A 16453-nucleotide genomic window follows, 5' to 3' on the forward strand; every position below is an offset into this window, starting at 1 on the left:
GTTCTCGTTGGCCCGCTGGCCGGTCTCCGGCCACACCGGAAAAGGAGGTCTCATTTGTTAAGATTCGACCATGTATCCCTGTCCTACGGCAGCCAAAAGATCCTAAACGATCTGTGTTTTGAAATTGAGGAGGGGCAGTTCGCCGTGCTCATCGGCCCCTCCGGCTGCGGTAAGACCACCACACTGAAGATGATAAACCGTCTGATCCAGCCCGACACGGGAAAGATCTATCTGAACGAGGAGGACATCACCTCCAAGGACAAGGTGGAGCTGCGCCGCCACATCGGCTATGTGATCCAGCAGATCGGCCTGTTCCCCAACATGACGGTGGCCCAAAACATCTGCGTGGTGCCCAAGCTGCTGAAGTACTCCAAGGAGCAGTGCGACCAGATCGTCCGCGACATGCTCGCCATGGTGGAGATGCCCTATGAGCAGTACGCCAACAAGTACCCCTCGGAGATGTCCGGCGGACAACAGCAGCGCATCGGCATCCTCCGGGCACTGGCCGCCTCCCCTCCTATCGTCCTGATGGATGAGCCCTTCAGCGCCCTGGACCCCATGACCCGCCGCTCCCTGCAGCAGGAGGTGAAGGGCCTCCAGCAGAAGCTGCACAAGACCTTCATCTTCGTCACCCACGACATGGCGGAGGCTCTGGATCTGGCCGACGTCATTATCTTCATGGACCACGGCAACATCGTCCAGATGGCGCCTCCGGAAGAGATGCTGGCCCACCCCGCCAGCGGACAGATCCAGGACTTTTTGGGCAATTTCATCGACACCCACGCTCAGAAGGAGCTCACCGCCGCCGACTTCATGCGCTCCGGCGTGTCCACCGTTTCCGCCCGCCGGGGCGTCAACGAGTGCGTCAGCAAGATGCAACGGCGCAACGTGGACACCCTGATCGTGGTGGACGACCAGGACCGCTATCAGGGCACCGTGTCCATTGCGGACATCCGCCTCACCGGCCATGTGGTCAAGACCATCGAGCCCCTGATCCGCTGCAACACCCCCACCGTCCACACAGGGGACAGCGCCAAGGACTGCTTCGACCTGCTGATCTCCAGCGGCGCCCCCTACCTCATTGTCCTGAACGAGGAGGAAAAGGTGGACGGCATCATCACCAAGACCAGCATGACCTCCGCTATGGCGGAACAGCTTTGGGGGTGAGACACATTGGGATGGGATAAACTTCCTGTGGCCATCGGCCAACATCTTCTGTTCACCCTGGTGTCCGTCGCCATCGGCTTTGCCCTGGGCCTTGTGCTGGGCATCCTGCTGTCCCGGCGGCCCAAGCTCTCCGGAGTAGTCCTGCCCGTCTTGTCCGTCTTCAACACCATCCCGGGCATCGTGTTCATCGGTCTGCTGGTGCTGGCCTGGGGGGCGGGCACCGCAACGGTACTGGTTGCCCTGGGCATCTACGCCACTTTCCCGGTGCTGAAAAACACCTATGCCGGCTTGGTATCCGTGGACCAGCAGTACATCGAGGCTGCCCGTGGCTGCGGCATGAGCGCCATACAGAGCCTGATTCGGGTGGAGCTGCCCCTGGCCATGCCCACCATCATCGGCGGGCTGCGCATGTCCACCGTCTACACCGTCAGCTGGGCGGTACTGGCCTCCATGATCGGCGGCGGCGGCCTGGGGGACTTCATCTACTCCGGGATCAGCTCCAATGACAACGGCCTCATCCTGATGGGGGCCATCCCCGCCGCCCTCCTGGCTTTCGTGCTGGGCTCTCTGGTGGATCTGGTCCAGCGTCAGGTGGTCCCCAAGGGGATGCGGAAGGGAGGGGATAAGGTATGACCGCTTCCATGATCTTAGAGCACCTGTCTCTGGTGGTCGCCGCCCTCATCTTCGCCGTCCTGGCGGGTGTTCCCCTTGGCATCCTCTGCCACTTTTATCCTGCTGCCCGGAAGATCGTCCTCCGAGTGGTGGACCTGATCCAAACCACCCCCGCCTTGGCACTGCTGGGCATCATCATGGTGTTCATCGGTCCGGGCAAGCCCACTGTCATCGTGGGTCTGGCCCTCTACTCCCTGCTGCCCATCGTCCGCAACACCTGCCTGGGGCTGGACCAAGTGCCTGAGCACCTGATCGAGGCGGGCAGGGGCATGGGCATGACCCGTACCTACCGCCTCGTCCATGTGGAGATCCCCATCGCCGCCCCCATCATCTTCACCGGCATCCGCATTGCCGCAGTCAACGCCATCGGCACCGCGGTCTTTGCCTCCTTTGTGGGCGGCGGAGGCTTGGGCAGCGTCATCACCACCGGCATCCGCCAGGAGGACATGCAGGCCATCCTGGGCGGCACCGGCGTACTCATGGCGGCGGCCCTGGTTCTGGACCTGCTGATGGGCATGGCGGAGCGGTATCTCAACAGCCGGGACAGCCAGCGCCCCAGGGGCCGCAGGATGGCCGCCCGGGGAGCTGCCGTCCTCTCCTGTGCGGCGGCCCTGGCCCTGTGCGTGTACGCCTTCCTGCCCAAGAGCACCGCCGGCCTGCTCCTCTATGAGGGCCAGTTCTCCGAGGTACAGCTGGTCAACAGCATGATCAAGCAGTTGGTGGAGGACCGCCATGGCATCCCTGTCACCATCCAGGACGAGATGACCGCGGTGAACAACTTCAACGCCCTCACCGCCGCCAATCACTCCTGCGATCTGATGTACACGTGGGACGGCACCCTCCTTACCACCATCATGGGGCTGGACACCACCGATATCCCAGAGGGACAGACCCTCTACGACTTTGTCAACGAGAAGATGAATGAGGAGTACGACCTCCAGCTGCTGGGCAAGATCGGTGTCAACAACACCTACGTCATCGGTGTCACTCAGGAGGTGGTGGATACCTACCACCCGGAGACCATCAGCGACCTGGTGCCCATCGCCGGAGAGCTGCGCTTCTGCGCTGAGCAGGACTTCTTCACCGACGCGGGCAACATGAAGTTCGGTCCCATGGTGGAGACCTACGGCCTGAACTTCCAGGTGGCCAACCCGGTGGACATTATGATGAAGTACACCCTGATCGAGCAGGGCGCCTACGATGTGATGGTGGTCTACGCCACCGACGGCCTAAACAAACGGGCCAATCTGACTCTTCTGGACGACGACCAGCACTTCTTCCCCGACTACTACGGCACCATTCTGGCCCGCAGCGACGTATTCGAACGCTTCGCGGAGGATGCTCCCGGCCTCAAGGAGACCATCCAGCTCCTCAACGAGCAGTTCACCGACGAACTGATGAGTGAGCTCACCTATCGGGTGGACGTGGCGGGCGAGGAGGTGGAGACCGTCGCCCACGACTTCTTGGTCCAGTCCGGTCTGCTGGATGCCTGATGTCCTTTTGATCCCCTGCCGAATTCTGCGGCGGGGGATCTTCTATTGTGGAAAAACTAAAAGAGAGCCCGAGGCAACTCTCGTTGCCTCGGGCTCTCTCCATCAAGTTATCTGTCAGGCGCTGTAAAGCGGTCTTACTTAATCATGCTGGCGACCTCGGCGGCGAAGTCGTCCTCTTTCTTCTCGATACCCTCGCCGGTCTGGAAGCGGGTGAAGGCCTTGACGGTGATCTTGCCGCCCAGCTGCTTGGCCACCTCAGCCACGTGCTTCTCCACGGAGATCTTATTCTCCTTGACGAAGGCCTGCTGGAGCAGGCAGTTCTCCTCGTAATACTTGCCAATGCGGCCCATGACCATCTTCTCGATGATATTCTCGGGCTTGCTGGCGTTCTTGGGGTCCTCCTTGGCCTGGACCATCAGGATCTCCTTCTCCTTGTCCAGGGTGGCCTGATCCACGTCGCTCTTGTCCAGGAAAGTGGGGTTCATGGCGCAGATCTGCATGGCCACATCCTTGCCCACCTCGACGACCTTGGCCATGTCAGCGATGCCCTCCACGGCCAGGTTCACCAGCACGCCGACCTTGCCGCCCATGTGGATATAGGGCACATTGACGCCCTCGGCATAGCGGACGAAGCGGCGGATCTGGATGTTCTCCCCGATGGAGAGCACCTTGTCGGCGGTGACGGAGGCGATGGTGCGGTCGGTGCCGGGGTAGGTCATCTCCTGGAGTGCGGCCACATCGGCGGGGTCCTCGGCGGCGATGACGGAGGCCACGTCCTTGACAAAGCCCTGGAACACCTCGTTCTTGGCCACGAAGTCGGTCTGGGAGTTGACCTCCACCACGACGCCCACGCCAGCCTCATTGACGATGGCGTAGGAGACGCCCTCGGCGGCCACCTTGCCGGCCTTCTTGGTCTGGGCGGCAAGGCCCTTCTCACGCAGCCACTCGATAGCCTTGTCCTTGTCGCCGTCAGCGGCGGTCAGCGCCTTCTTGCAGTCCATCATGCCCACGCCAGTCATCTCGCGCAGGGCCTGTACGTCTTTCGCGGTAAAAGCCATTTGTATTACCTCCATAAAATATGATCGTTTTTTCTCTGGAATACAGAAAGAGAGCGCCCGCCCGTCCGTCGGGCGGGCGCTTTGGGTCAAGGCTTACTGCTCCGCGGCGGCGGGAGCGGCCTCCTCAGCAGCGGGGGCCTCATCCTGGCCCTGCTTGCCCTCCTGGATGGCGTTGGCCATGACGGAGGAGATCAGCTTGATGGCGCGGATGGCATCGTCGTTGCCGGGGATGACGTAGTCGATCTCATCGGGGTCGCAGTTGGTGTCCACGATAGCGACGATGGGGATGTTCAGCTTGCGGGCCTCGTTGATGGCGTTGCGCTCCTTGCGGGGGTCCACCACGAACAGGGCGCCGGGCAGCTTCTTCATCTCAGTGACGCCGCCCAGGTACTTCTCCAGCTTGGCGATCTCGCCCAGGTGCTTCATGACTTCCTTCTTAGGCAGCATGTCGAAGGTGCCGTCCTCCTGCATCCGCTTGAGCTGATTCAGGCGGTCCACACGGCCCCGCATGGTCTTGAAGTTGGTGAGCATGCCGCCCAGCCAGCGGGCGTTCACATAGTACATGCCCACGCGGGAAGCCTCTTCCTTGATAGCCTCCTGGGCCTGCTTCTTGGTGCCCACGAAGAGCAGGGTCTCGCCCTTCTCGCCCAGCTCACGGACGAAGTTGTAGGCCTCCTCCAGTTTCTTCACGGTCTTCTGCAGGTCGATGATATAGATGCCGTTGCGCTCGGTGTAGATGTAAGCGGCCATCTTGGGGTTCCAACGACGGGTCTGGTGGCCGAAGTGCACGCCGGCCTCCAGCAGCTGCTTCATAGATACGACTGCCATGATTCTTGTTTCCTCCTAAAATTCAGTTTGATCTTTCCGGGCGCCTCATATTCCCCGCCAACCCGGCCGAGGCCGGGCACTGGGCGGAAAATCAGCACTCCCAGGCATAATGCGCTGGTAGTATATCACAGTTTTCCGCCGAATACAAGTATTTTTTGAAAAAAGTGAGCGGGCAGCTCCCCTTTTCTGTCTCTGCCCTGCCCTTCAGGAAATTTCTTCAAATTTCGCAAAAGCAAAAAAGAAGAGTTCCCTTGAAAACAGTCCGCACTTGTGCTATACTTATCCCAAAAATAACATAATAATTATTTTGAATATTATTGCTCATGTATCGGGAACCAGGAGATCAGCTTGAGATGCTTTTCTTCTTTTAAAAAATAGAACGCCAAATTTCATGATCATGCCCATATGGGCATGATCCATCTTCAAGATTGAAGATGGCAGGCGTTTCCCACTAAAACGCGCTTTAATTATAGACGTAATTTATATTTCGTTTTATTGAATCAGCGGTATCATCCGCTTATTCATACAGCAGACCCTATTTTTTGTAAAGGAGTGTTATGCATGAAAAAACGGCTTTTGGCCATCGTGATGACGATGGCCATGGCACTGTCTCTGCTCCCTGTCACAGCACTGGCTGACGGTGCGGACACCGGCAGTCAGCCCGCGGGGCAGGTGCAGGAGGACCCCGATCTGGGGAACACCGGAGGCGGCGGGGACGATCCGCTTCCCGGGGACGGCCCAAACGAGGGGGACGATCCCCCCCTGCCCGGGGACGGCCCGGACGAGGGGAATGATCCCACCCTGCCTGGGGACGGCCCGGACGAGGGGAATGATCCCACCCTGCCCGGAGACGGCCCGGATGCTGGAGACGCCCCCAGCCTGCCCGGAGACGAAAATCCGGTCGTTCTTCCGACGGATGACACTCAACTCTATGCTGGTGCCGCCAAGGTGGCCGTGATCGGTACCACTGAGTACGAGACGCTGGACGCCGCTCTGAGTGCTGCGGAGAATGACGACACGATCACGCTCACGGATAACGCAGAGATATCTTTCTCCTTCCCCGAGGGTGTCAAAACTCTTACCATCGATTTGGGCAAGAACACCCTGACCCTGACAAACAACACTTCTATCTTGCTGGCTGATGGGAAATCACTTACCATCCAGAATGGCAATCTTGTTTCCAAACCTCTGGAGAATCCCACAGTAACTGCTTTCAATATCCAGAGCGGTTCCTCTATTAAACTCGATAATGTGACATATGACTGCACAGGCAGTGCACTGTATCCCCAGGGAAATGCAGCCAAAGTTACGGTCATCGATTCCACCATCACTGCCGATGTGTATGCGGTGGCTACCAATGCAGGCCAGACAGATAACTATGATGTCGTTATTGACCTGAAAGACTCCACCTTCCAGGCCAGACTCCCCTCCGAATTGAGCAAAGGCGATTCCTGCCCGGTGATGATCAATATCCCCGGTAAGCTGACCATGGACAGCTGCACTGTCATTGGTGGACGGCAGGGTGTTTTAGTCCGGGGCGGGACCGCCAAGATCTCCAACACCGACATCCAGCTGAACGCCACTTACATCGATGGAAAAGACAAGTACCTGGATGGCAACTGGGGCAGCGGCAACGAGGTCCCCATGGCGGCTCTGGTGGTGGGTAACCGCAGCAACGCTTACAACTATCCCACCGACTGTACCCTGTCCAATGTGACTGTCACCGCCACCAGCGGTTACACCGGGACCTATGTCTACGGCATGTCGGATGAGGGGCGTGAGGTCACCTTCAACTATGACGCATCCACCGAGCTGGGCACACTGGTCACCAAGGGCGAGGTGTCTACCGACAACGTGGAGGGAAGCATAGGCAGCTATGCCACTATCTCCGAAGCGCTGAAAGCCGGTGAGACCAGCGTGAAGCTGCTCCACGACCTTTCTGAGGATGTGGTGATTTCTGAAAACAGCACCCTCACCCTGGACCTGAACGGCCAAGCCCTGACCAATGTGTCCAGCCACACCATCGTCAATCAGGGCGCCCTGACCATTCTGGACAGCGCCGGCGGCGGTGTGGTGGATGTGGTCACCCATGGCAAGGCAGCTCTGTACAACTACGGCACCATTACCGAGATCTCCGGCGGTATGTTCACCCGCAGCAAGGAGACTCAATATCCCGTCTCCGGCGGCACCGCCGCTAATTCCTGGTACACTGTGGTCAACGGCGGTGTCATCGAGGAGATCTCCGGGGGCACCTTCACCACCGGTGATGGCACTTCCAAAGCCCTCGGAAACCTCTCCAGTGTGATCCGAAACGGAGTGGATGATTCCGCTGATCCGCATCCTGGGGAGATCAAACTGATCTCCGGTGGCACCTTTACCGGCGCTGCCAATGTGCTGAAAAATGAACCCAACGGCAAAATCGGCACGATCACCGGAGGCACTTTTACCATGGACAACCAGGAGCAGCACTTCTGGGGCGGCAACAATGTGCTCCAGAACTACGGCACCATCGACTCCATCACAGGCGGCGCCTTCCGAGCCATTGGAAGCAGCGATGACGGATATCTTATCGCTGGACAGCCCAACCCCGCAGCCCGCTATGGCATCACCAACTACGGCATGATCGGCGAAATGGGCGGAGATGTCTCCGTGTCCGTCGCCGGGAATTCCAGGGCCGTTTATGTGGCTTATTCCTCCTCCGTCGGCGGCACCAGCTCCCTCAGCATCACCGGCGGCACCTACGCCGTCACTCCCGCCGAGGGGACCGAACGGAATACCTTCCCCCCCGCTGTGATCATGGCCAACTCCGCACATGCGGCTCTGAACATTTTCGGCGGCTCTTTCCAGGGCGATATCCAGACCGGGACCGCCCATGGCCTGAGCATCTCCGGCGGCTATTTCACCGCCGATCCTACCAGTTATCTTGTCAGCGGCAAGGATGCCGTAGCCAGCAATCAGGATGGCTACCAGTACATGGTGGGCACGCTGGCCCTGAGCCAGCAGACCCTCGCCCTGACCAAGGGCGGCGAGGCTGTCCTGTCTGTCAATGCCGAGCCCTGGGGCGCTGTGCCTGCTTCCGCTGTGTCCTGGTCCAGCGACAATGAGGCTGTGGCCGCCGTGGACAACGGCACTGTGACCGCTGCGGCTCCCGGGACGGCTACCATCACCGCTGAGGTAAACGGAAAATCACTGACCTGCTCCGTCACAGTCAGCTACGCCGGTGTGGACGGCATCTCCCTGGACCGCTCCGCCCTGACACTCGTCAGCGGCGGCAGCACTGCCCTGACTGCCACCGTCTCCCCTTCCAATGCAGACCAGACGGTGACCTGGACCAGCAGCGACGAGGCCGTTGCCACTGTGGCTCAAGACGGCACCGTCACCGCCGTGGCCGCCGGTGAGGCCATCATCACTGCTTCTGCTGGCGCTTACCGCGCCTCCTGCACTGTCACCGTCACCGGGGCGGACGTAGACGTTCTCCCCAGCACCGAGCCTACCGAGACTGTGGACCAGTTGCCTGACGGCCTGAATGATGAGGTCAAGGAGGCCGTAAACGAGGCGGCCGGCACTGTGAACGCAGGCTCCGCCCTGTCTCAGGCAGCCCAGGAACAGGCCGGCCAGCTGGCCGACAGCGCAGAAAAGGACGAACTGCTACAAAAAGGACAGTCCGAACTTGGGAGCGAGGAGATTGTCCTCTATACTCAGACCTATCTGCAGGTCACCACAGTAGACGCTCTGACCGGTACGGACGGCAGTATTAACTCCGTCACCCTGGACATCTCGCCCAAGGGACAGGTGGTGGCCTCCACCGCCAGCACCGCAGGCGATATCAACCAGGGCAACTCCGTGGTGGTCAAGGAGATCCCCCAGGAGGATCTGAACATCACTGGAACCGCTCATGTCACCCTAACCCTGCCCGACGACTTTGCCAGCAAGACCATCTATATCAAGCATCAGGCCTCTAACGGCAGGACCTATTTTTACACCGCGGAGGCGGATGAGGGAGCCAATCTCACCTTCAGCACCCGCCACGGCTTCAGCCCCTTCACCTTCTCTCTGACCAACGAGGCAGCGGCCCAGGTGGAAGATGTGGGTTACGCTGATCTTCAGGACGCTATCGACGCGGTTGCTGACGGAGGCACTATCACCGTGCTGAAGGATGGCCTGGGCACGGTCACCATTCAGGGCAGTAAGACCTTTACCCTGGTCAAGGGTGAGGACGTCGATACCCTGCCCACTCTGGTGGCCGCCTCCGGGTACCGTCTGACGGATCACGGTAACGGTTCCTATACCATCTCCCGCCGCTCTTCCGGCGGCGGCTCCAGCGGCTCCGCCACCTACACGGTCAGCGTGGACAGCAGCCGCCACGGCGACGTCACTGTCTCCCCCAAGAGTGCCTCCAAGGGCGATACTGTGACCATCACTGTCAAGCCCGATGACGGCTATGAACTGGATGATCTGACCGTCACCGACAAGGACGGGGACTCCATCAAGCTCAAGGACAAGGGCGACGGCAGGTTCACCTTCACCATGCCCGCCTCCAAGGTCACGGTAGAGGCCGTCTTTACGGCTCTGGAGCAGGAGGAGGAACAGCCCCTCTTCTCCGATGTGGCAGAGGACGACTGGTACTATGATGCAGTGGCCTACGTGGCCGAAAACGGCATCATGTCGGGCACCGATGGCTCCCGCTTCTCCCCCAACGGCACACTGACCCGTGCCATGCTGTCCCAGATCCTCTATGCCATGGAGGACAAGCCCGCTGTCTCCGGCGCGGCCACCTTCTCCGATGTGGCCGCCGGCGCATGGTACGCCGATGCGGTGAACTGGACCGCGGCCCAGGGCATCGTGGCCGGCATGGGTGAAAATTCCTTCGCTCCTGATGCCCCGGTGACCCGGGAGCAGCTGTCCCTGATCCTCTATGGCTACGCCAGATACAAGGGCTATGACACCAGCGCCTCCGTCAGCCTGAGCGGTTACGCCGACCGGGACAGCGTCGCCGTCTGGGCGGCCGACTCCATGGGCTGGGCCGTGTCCGAGGGCCTGATCTCCGGCAGACCCGGAGGCTATCTGGACCCCGCCGGCACCGCCACCCGGGCCGAAGTGGCCCAGATCCTCATGAACTTCTGTGAGGATCTTGCTCGCTGACCTCCCCCCTTTTTGTTCCCCTCATAGGGAAAGGCCCGCCGGTCTGTGACCGGCGGGCCTTTCCCGTTCCGCGCCTCTCTCACCGGCGGCGGCGCAGTGCCCGAGGCTGGGGCTCCTGCTCCACCAGGATGATGTCCTCCCCAAACCGCCGCACCCGGTCCCAGGGGATATAGCGGTCCTCCTCCCGGCCCAGCAGGCCGAACAGCCGCAGCCGCCCCGGCACCACCAGGGCCCGGACCTGCCCGCTCTCCAGGTCCACCTCCATGTCCCCCACATATCCAAACCGGCTGCCGTCGGTGACGCTGATGACCTCCTTGTACCGCAGCTCCGCGATCCTGGTCTCCATGCTCGGACCTCCTTCCAGGGGATGTTCTTCCTGCCCTCAGATTATGAGCTGCGGGCCCGTCCTATGCCCCGCCTGCCCGCAAAAAAGAGGGGGGCGCCGCGCAGTCCGCGGCGCCCCCCTTGAAAACGGTCCGGCATCCCTTATTCCAGGTTCAGATGGTTTTTCAGGAGATACCGGGTCAGAACAAAGAACCCGGCACCCAGCACCGCGATGCCCAGGATCAGCAGCCACATGAGCAGGTGTCCCCCCGTATCCCCCTTCAGCTCCATAAACCAGCGGCCGATCTCCGCCATCCAGGGGGAGGAGACGAAGATCTCCAGCATACCGGTAAAGAGGATATTCAGCGCCACTGCAAAGCCAAAATAGGCGCCGAAGGCTGCCAGGGTACGGTGCTTCCGGGCCAGGTGGCCCACCGCAATGCTGGCATAGATGTGCAGCATGCCCACGGCGCCGGCGGCCAGACACAGGATGAGCACCTCCAGGAGGAGCAGCCAGTCGCTCCAGTCCACATATACGATCATGTCAAAAAAATCACCGGGCAGGTCGAGCCACATGGTGCCGTCCAGCGCCAGGGCCAGCACGGCCAGGATGGCGGCCGCCACAGAAAGCACGTCCAGCAGCACCGCCACAACCAGCTTGGCAGTGATATGCTGGGACACACTGGCGGGCAGGGTGAACATCAGGTATCCCTCGTCCCCCAGCAGATTTTTGGAAAAGCGCTGGATCTGGATGATCAGGGTCAGCACGAAGGCAGCCATAAAGAGGCCGAAGCACAGGGTGCTCATCGCCATAGTGATGATATCATAGAGCGTGGAGCTGAACCGCTCCAGGTTCCCCAGCAGGAAGTGGGTCAGCATCGCCGCCAGGATCAGGCCGCCATACATGGGGATACACACCCGCGCGACCGCCTTCCACTCGTATCGAATCAGTTTGCTCAGCATGCGAACACCTCCCGGAACAGAGTATCCACCGACTTGCCCGTCTCCTCCCGGATGGCGTCCACGTCCTTGTGCAGGACCATGACGCCCTCCCGGATAAAGACCACCTCGTCCAGCACCCGCTCGATGTCGGCGATCAGGTGGGTGGAGAGCAGGACACTGGCCTCCTCGCTGTAATTGGACAATATAGTGCCCAGGATGTAGTCCCGAGCCGCCGGGTCCACCCCGGCGATGGGCTCATCCAGCACATAGAGCTGGGCTTTCCGGCTCATAGTCAGGATCAACTGCACCTTCTCCTTGGTGCCCTTGGAGAGCACCTTCAGTCTCTGCCCCGGGCCGATCTTCAGGTCCTTGAGCATCTCGTCCGCCTTCACCTGGTCAAAATCCTTGTAAAAGTCGGAAAAAAAGGCCAGCAGGTCGGACACCCGCATCCAGTCGCTGAGGTAGGGGCGGTCCGGCAGATAGCTGATGATGCTGTGAGTGTAGGTCCCCGGCGCCTGTCCGTCCACCAGAACGGTCCCCTCGGTGGGAGTCAGCAGCCCGTTGATCAGCTTGATCATGGTGGTCTTTCCACTCCCGTTGGGGCCCAGAAGGCCGATGAATTTGCCCCTGGGCAAATTCAGGTCCAGACGGTCCAAGGCCGTCTGGCGGCCGAACCGCTTGGTCAGTCCCTGACAGACCACCAAATCGTTGTCTTGTCTCATGCGTTCTTCTCCTCTCTCTCCCGCTGGATCAGCCCCAGGACCTGCTCCTGGGTGAAGCCCAGCTGGGACATGCTCTCCAAAAAGGCACAGATCCGCTCCTCCGCGATCCGTTCCCTGATCTTTGTGATCATTTCCTCATCCTCCGTCACATACCGTCCGCTGGTCCGATTGGTGTACAGAAGGCCCTGGCGCTCCAGATCGGCCAGCGCCCGCTGCATGGTGTTGGGATTTACCCCGGCTTCCGCCGCCAGCTCCCGCACGGCAGGGACCTTGTCCCCCGCCTTCCGCTGCCCGCTGACGATCTGCATCATGATCTGGTCCACCAGCTGCTGATAGATGGGCCGGTCGCCTTCCAGCTGCCATTGCATGTCTGTGCTCCTTTCTGTTCGTATTATTGTATTAAGCAATTAGTACAATAATACATTGGTGCAAATTTGTCAACCCCTTTTTAAAAATTTCTCCCGATCCCATTTTGTGTTCCTGAGCGGGCCTCCTCTCTCCAGAGCGCTTTCTGTTTCCGGAGATATTTCTTATGCTCATTTCTATTTACAGAGTCCGCATTTCTGTGTACTATATGGGACATAGCAAATCACCGGCGGATCTCTATCGGGCCGCACCACACAGAGACAGAAACGGAGGACAAGGTCAATATGGAGCTTGACAGGAGCAAATTTGTGACACCGGAGGTGGCCGCGGAGAGGGCGGTCCGCTCCGGTGACTGGGTAGACTACGGCTTCGGCGGCGGATATCCGGAGTTGATGGACAGGGCGCTGGCCGCCCGGAAAGGCCGGCTGACAGACGTGAAGATCCGCGGCGGACTGGTCATCCGCCCCAGGATCGAGGTGGTGGAGTGCGACCCGGAGCAGATCTCCTTCCACTATTACAGCTGGCACCTGGGGGATTACGAGCGGAAGCTGCAGGCCCGTGGCCTGGTCCAGTTCCTGCCCATGATCCTGCGCTCCCTGCCCTGCCTCTACCGGGACCGGCACATCCGCTGCGACACGGCATTTGTCCCCGTCTCTCTGCCGGATGACCAGGGCTACTGCGGCCTGGGCATCTCCAACTACGCCTGGCGTACCATCTTCCAGTCCGCCCGCACGGTGGTCTTTGAGATCAACGAGCGCCTGCCCCGGCTGCAAGGGGTGGACGGCAGCCACCGCGTCCATCTCTCGGAGGCGGATTATATCGTGGAGGGTGAGCATGAACCCCTGCCCCTGCGCACCTACCGGGACCCCAGCCCCACTGATCTCAGGATCGCCCAGCTGGTGGCCCAGGAGATTCCGGACGGAGCGGTCCTCTCCCTGGGGGTGGGAAGCGTCCCCTTTGCGGTAGCAAGTATGCTGGCCGACTCCGACATCAAGGATCTGGGCTGTCACACCGGAACCATCAGCGACGCTTTTCTGCGCCTGTTCCAGAAGGGAAAGCTGACCAACAGCCGCAAGGAGGTGGACCGGGGATATGCAACCTGGAACCTGGCCATGGGCTCCCAGGAGCTCTATGACTGGCTGGACCGGGAGCCCGGACTGTTCCGCCCCAGCGATGTGGACTATGTCCACTCCCCGGAACGCATCGGGCAGATGAGCAATGTGATCAGCATCAACGGCGGTGTGGAACTGGACCTTATGGGCCAGGAAAACGCAGAGAGCGCCGGCGCCCGGCAGCTCTCCGGCATCGGCGGGCAGCTGGATTTCCTGGAGGGTGCCTTCCGGTCTAAGGGCGGAAAGGGCTTCATCTGCCTCAATTCCACACACCAAAAGAAGGACGGCACACTGAAGTCCAACATCGTCCCCTGCATCCCGGCGGGCAGCGTGGTCTCCGCCCCCCGTACCATGATCCAGTATGTGGCGACGGAGTACGGGGTCGTCAACCTCACCGGCCTGTCCCTGCTGGAGCGGGCCCAGGCTATGGCCTCCATCGCCCACCCAAGCTTCCGGGAGGAGCTCCTCCGCTACGCTGGCGAACATTTTGGGACCAGATAGGCTCCTTGCCTTTCCCGCAGTCTATCGCTCCTCCCCTTTAGTTCACTGTTCTCTTCAGAAAAGCTTCAGAGTACCGATTTATAAAAAAAGCTGTGAGGAAAATTCCTCACAGCTTTTTTGACTGCCCTGGTGTCCTCTCATCCGTCACTGCATCCGCCGTGACAACTCCCCCTATAAGATGGAGGCGGGAGGGGCCCCCTCCCTTATGCAAGAACCGAAAGTATCCTCCGGGCCGCACCAGCTTTGATGGGTCCCCTACGGGGAAGGGGCGGCCCCGCTCTTCCGTTCCTCAATCATCTCGTGCAGACAGGATAGGGCATCTGACAAGCCGCCGATCCGGTCAATCAGCCCCAGCTCCACCGCCTCTTCACCGTAGATCACGCTGCCCACGTCGGCGGCCAGCTCTCCGGTCTGGAGCATCAGCTTTGTAAAGGTCTCCCTTTTTATGGAACTGTTGGCAGTCACAAATTGCAGGATACGCTCCTGGATGCGCTCAAAATAATAAAAGGTCTGGGGCACGCCGATCACCAGCCCATTCAGCCGCACCGGATGGATAGTCATGGCGGCGGATGGGGCGATAAAGGAGCGCTTGGCCGACACAGCCAGCGGCACGCCGATGGAGTGCCCTCCGCCCAGCACCAGGGACACCGTGGGCTTGGACATGCTGGCGATCAGCTCCGCGATGCCCAGCCCTGCCTCGATATCCCCGCCCACCGTGTTCAGCAGGACCAGAAGTCCGTCCACCTCCTCGCTCTCCTCCACCATGGCCAGCAGCGGCATCACATGCTCATACTTCGTGCTCTTGCTGGTGGGAGGCAGCAGCTGATGTCCCTCGATCTGCCCCACGATGGTGAGGACATGGACTGTACCGCGGCCGGTCCGAATGGTGGAGGACCCCATCTCCACGATGGGCTGGATGGCCTGCTCCATCTCCTGCTGCTCCCCCTGCTGGTTCTCCTCCATAATGCATTCCTCCTTTTTCAGAAGTAGCTTGCGCCGAAGTCCGGAATTTTACTCCTGATTTTCCCTCATTGGCCCTGTCTACTTTTCGTAGGTTGACTTTTTTCCGCCCCATGTCATAATAAAATAGAAAAGGAGGGGCTGTATGGACAACATACGCTTTGGGTCCTTTGTGGCCCAGCTGAGAAAGGAGCGGGGGCTGACCCAGAAGGAGCTGGCCCAGCGGCTCCACGTGACGGACAAGGCCGTCTCAAAATGGGAGACAGGACGGGGATTTCCCGACCTGAAGCTGCTGGAGCCCCTGGCCCAGACCCTGGAGGTCTCTCTGGTGGAGCTGCTCCAGGGGGAGCGGACCTCTTCCCCCACTCTGTCCGTGGAGGAGGCGGGACAGGTGGCGGCCCGCGCTATGGACCAGTACCAGCAGACCACCGTCCTGCGCTATCTCCGGCTGTTCCGGTGGGTCTGCACCGCCGCGGCGGTCTTCTGCTTCCTCTTTCTGCTGCCGTACCTGGTTTACGGCGTCTCCCAGCTCTACTTTCATTGGGTGATCGAGCCCCAGATGGGGGTCATCGGCAGCGCGGAGGGCCCCACCGTTATCATCACTTCCTCGGCTCCCCTGTTCCCCGCCTGGTTCCGGCCGGCACTGCTGGCCCTCCTGTGCGCCGCCTGCGGCGTACTGGTTTTCCGGCTCCACTGCCTGGAGAGGAGGCTGAAATGAAGCGCCTGTTCCCTCTCCTGCTGACGCTGCTCCTGTTCCCCCTGCCCGGCTGTGGGCTGGGGAATGGGATCCCCCGCGGTCTGGACTGGCAGGCCCTCACCGTCACTGACCAGAAGGGAGGCGCGCTGCTCTCCGCCGCCCCAGGCTGGGAAGGGGGAAAGGACGTTCCCCGTCTCTCCCTGTCCGTCCAGGTGGAGGCAGACAGCGTGGTCCTCACCCGGCCGGAGACCGGAGAGCGATGGAGCGGCACCCTCGCCCCCGGCGAGGCCCTCTCCGACGGCACTACCGCCTACCCCCTGTCCTTCCCCGGCGCCGAGGCAGGCTGGGCGGTGTATGGTATCACAGAGCACACCGATGGCAGCCGGGAGGCCGCCCTCTATCTCACTGCCGGGGGCGTGACGGTCTACTGTACCGCCCCACTTTCTGACTAAAAAGAGACCGCCCCGCC

Annotated in this window: 14 protein-coding genes; 7 read left to right on the forward strand and 7 right to left on the reverse strand. The window is 60.7% G+C overall.

Annotated elements, in window-relative coordinates:
- The first annotated feature begins 54 nt into the window (after positions 1-54).
- Genes NE584_RS04305 through NE584_RS04315 form a run of 3 tightly spaced genes read left to right on the forward strand, consistent with a single transcriptional unit; the run spans position 55 to position 3332 of the window.
- Positions 55-1167, forward strand: a complete 1113-nt coding sequence (locus NE584_RS04305) for an ABC transporter ATP-binding protein (protein WP_050624937.1) — start codon at positions 55-57, stop codon at positions 1165-1167.
- 27 nt (positions 1168-1194) lie between these two features.
- The gene (locus tag NE584_RS04310; protein WP_242850351.1) at positions 1195-1800 is read left to right on the forward strand and encodes an ABC transporter permease; all 606 of its coding nucleotides are present in this window, start codon (positions 1195-1197) and stop codon (positions 1798-1800) included.
- Entirely contained in the window at positions 1797-3332 is a 1536-nt protein-coding gene (locus tag NE584_RS04315; protein WP_050624939.1) for a glycine betaine ABC transporter substrate-binding protein, read from the forward strand. The genes NE584_RS04310 and NE584_RS04315 overlap by 4 nt, the downstream gene beginning before the upstream one ends.
- A gap of 134 nt (positions 3333-3466) precedes the next feature.
- Here NE584_RS04315 and tsf read toward each other — a convergent pair whose 3' ends face one another.
- Both tsf and rpsB read right to left on the reverse strand, forming a co-directional pair.
- Positions 3467-4390 (reverse strand): translation elongation factor Ts, encoded by a 924-nt coding sequence (gene tsf / locus NE584_RS04320; protein WP_050624940.1) that lies wholly within the window; start codon positions 4388-4390, stop codon positions 3467-3469.
- Positions 4391-4483: 93 nt separating this feature from the next.
- Positions 4484-5218 carry a 30S ribosomal protein S2 gene (rpsB, locus tag NE584_RS04325; RefSeq protein WP_050624941.1) on the reverse strand — a complete coding sequence of 245 codons (735 nt, stop codon included), beginning with the start codon at positions 5216-5218 and terminating at the stop codon, positions 4484-4486.
- A gap of 561 nt (positions 5219-5779) precedes the next feature.
- Between rpsB and NE584_RS04330 the strand changes: the two genes are divergently transcribed.
- Complete coding sequence (locus NE584_RS04330) at positions 5780-10360, forward strand: S-layer homology domain-containing protein (protein ID WP_256181937.1); 4581 nt, start codon at positions 5780-5782, stop codon at positions 10358-10360.
- A 79-nt stretch (positions 10361-10439) separates the two neighbouring features.
- Here NE584_RS04330 and NE584_RS04335 read toward each other — a convergent pair whose 3' ends face one another.
- From NE584_RS04335 to NE584_RS04350, 4 genes are all read right to left on the reverse strand, one after another.
- Positions 10440-10706 carry a YlmC/YmxH family sporulation protein gene (locus tag NE584_RS04335; protein WP_050624943.1) on the reverse strand — a complete coding sequence of 89 codons (267 nt, stop codon included), beginning with the start codon at positions 10704-10706 and terminating at the stop codon, positions 10440-10442.
- Positions 10707-10846: 140 nt separating this feature from the next.
- Positions 10847-11647, reverse strand: a complete 801-nt coding sequence (locus tag NE584_RS04340; protein WP_256181938.1) for a hypothetical protein — start codon at positions 11645-11647, stop codon at positions 10847-10849.
- The gene (locus NE584_RS04345; protein ID WP_050624945.1) at positions 11641-12348 is read right to left on the reverse strand and encodes an ABC transporter ATP-binding protein; all 708 of its coding nucleotides are present in this window, start codon (positions 12346-12348) and stop codon (positions 11641-11643) included. The genes NE584_RS04340 and NE584_RS04345 overlap by 7 nt, the downstream gene beginning before the upstream one ends.
- Positions 12345-12716 (reverse strand): GntR family transcriptional regulator, encoded by a 372-nt coding sequence (locus tag NE584_RS04350; RefSeq protein ID WP_050624946.1) that lies wholly within the window; start codon positions 12714-12716, stop codon positions 12345-12347. The genes NE584_RS04345 and NE584_RS04350 overlap by 4 nt, the downstream gene beginning before the upstream one ends.
- A 282-nt stretch (positions 12717-12998) precedes the next feature.
- On the opposite strand from NE584_RS04350, the gene NE584_RS04355 reads away from it, so the two are divergent.
- Positions 12999-14327, forward strand: coding sequence for an acetyl-CoA hydrolase/transferase family protein (locus tag NE584_RS04355; RefSeq protein ID WP_050624947.1), 1329 nt, complete (start codon positions 12999-13001; stop codon positions 14325-14327).
- 255 nt (positions 14328-14582) lie between these two features.
- Here NE584_RS04355 and NE584_RS04360 read toward each other — a convergent pair whose 3' ends face one another.
- Positions 14583-15290, reverse strand: coding sequence for a ClpP family protease (locus NE584_RS04360; RefSeq protein ID WP_256181940.1), 708 nt, complete (start codon positions 15288-15290; stop codon positions 14583-14585).
- A 142-nt stretch (positions 15291-15432) separates the two neighbouring features.
- Here NE584_RS04360 and NE584_RS04365 point away from each other — a divergent pair, with 142 nt between their 5' ends.
- Together NE584_RS04365 and NE584_RS04370 are read left to right on the forward strand one after the other, a co-directional pair.
- Entirely contained in the window at positions 15433-16005 is a 573-nt protein-coding gene (locus NE584_RS04365; protein ID WP_050624949.1) for a helix-turn-helix domain-containing protein, read from the forward strand.
- Positions 16002-16436 carry a hypothetical protein gene (locus NE584_RS04370; RefSeq protein ID WP_108981163.1) on the forward strand — a complete coding sequence of 145 codons (435 nt, stop codon included), beginning with the start codon at positions 16002-16004 and terminating at the stop codon, positions 16434-16436. The genes NE584_RS04365 and NE584_RS04370 overlap by 4 nt, the downstream gene beginning before the upstream one ends.
- The last annotated feature ends 17 nt before the right edge of the window (positions 16437-16453 follow it).

Origin of the sequence: Clostridium sp. DFI.5.61, from assembly GCF_024462915.1 — a bacterium.
In the GTDB taxonomy this organism is placed as follows: domain Bacteria; phylum Bacillota; class Clostridia; order Oscillospirales; family Oscillospiraceae; genus Lawsonibacter; species Lawsonibacter asaccharolyticus.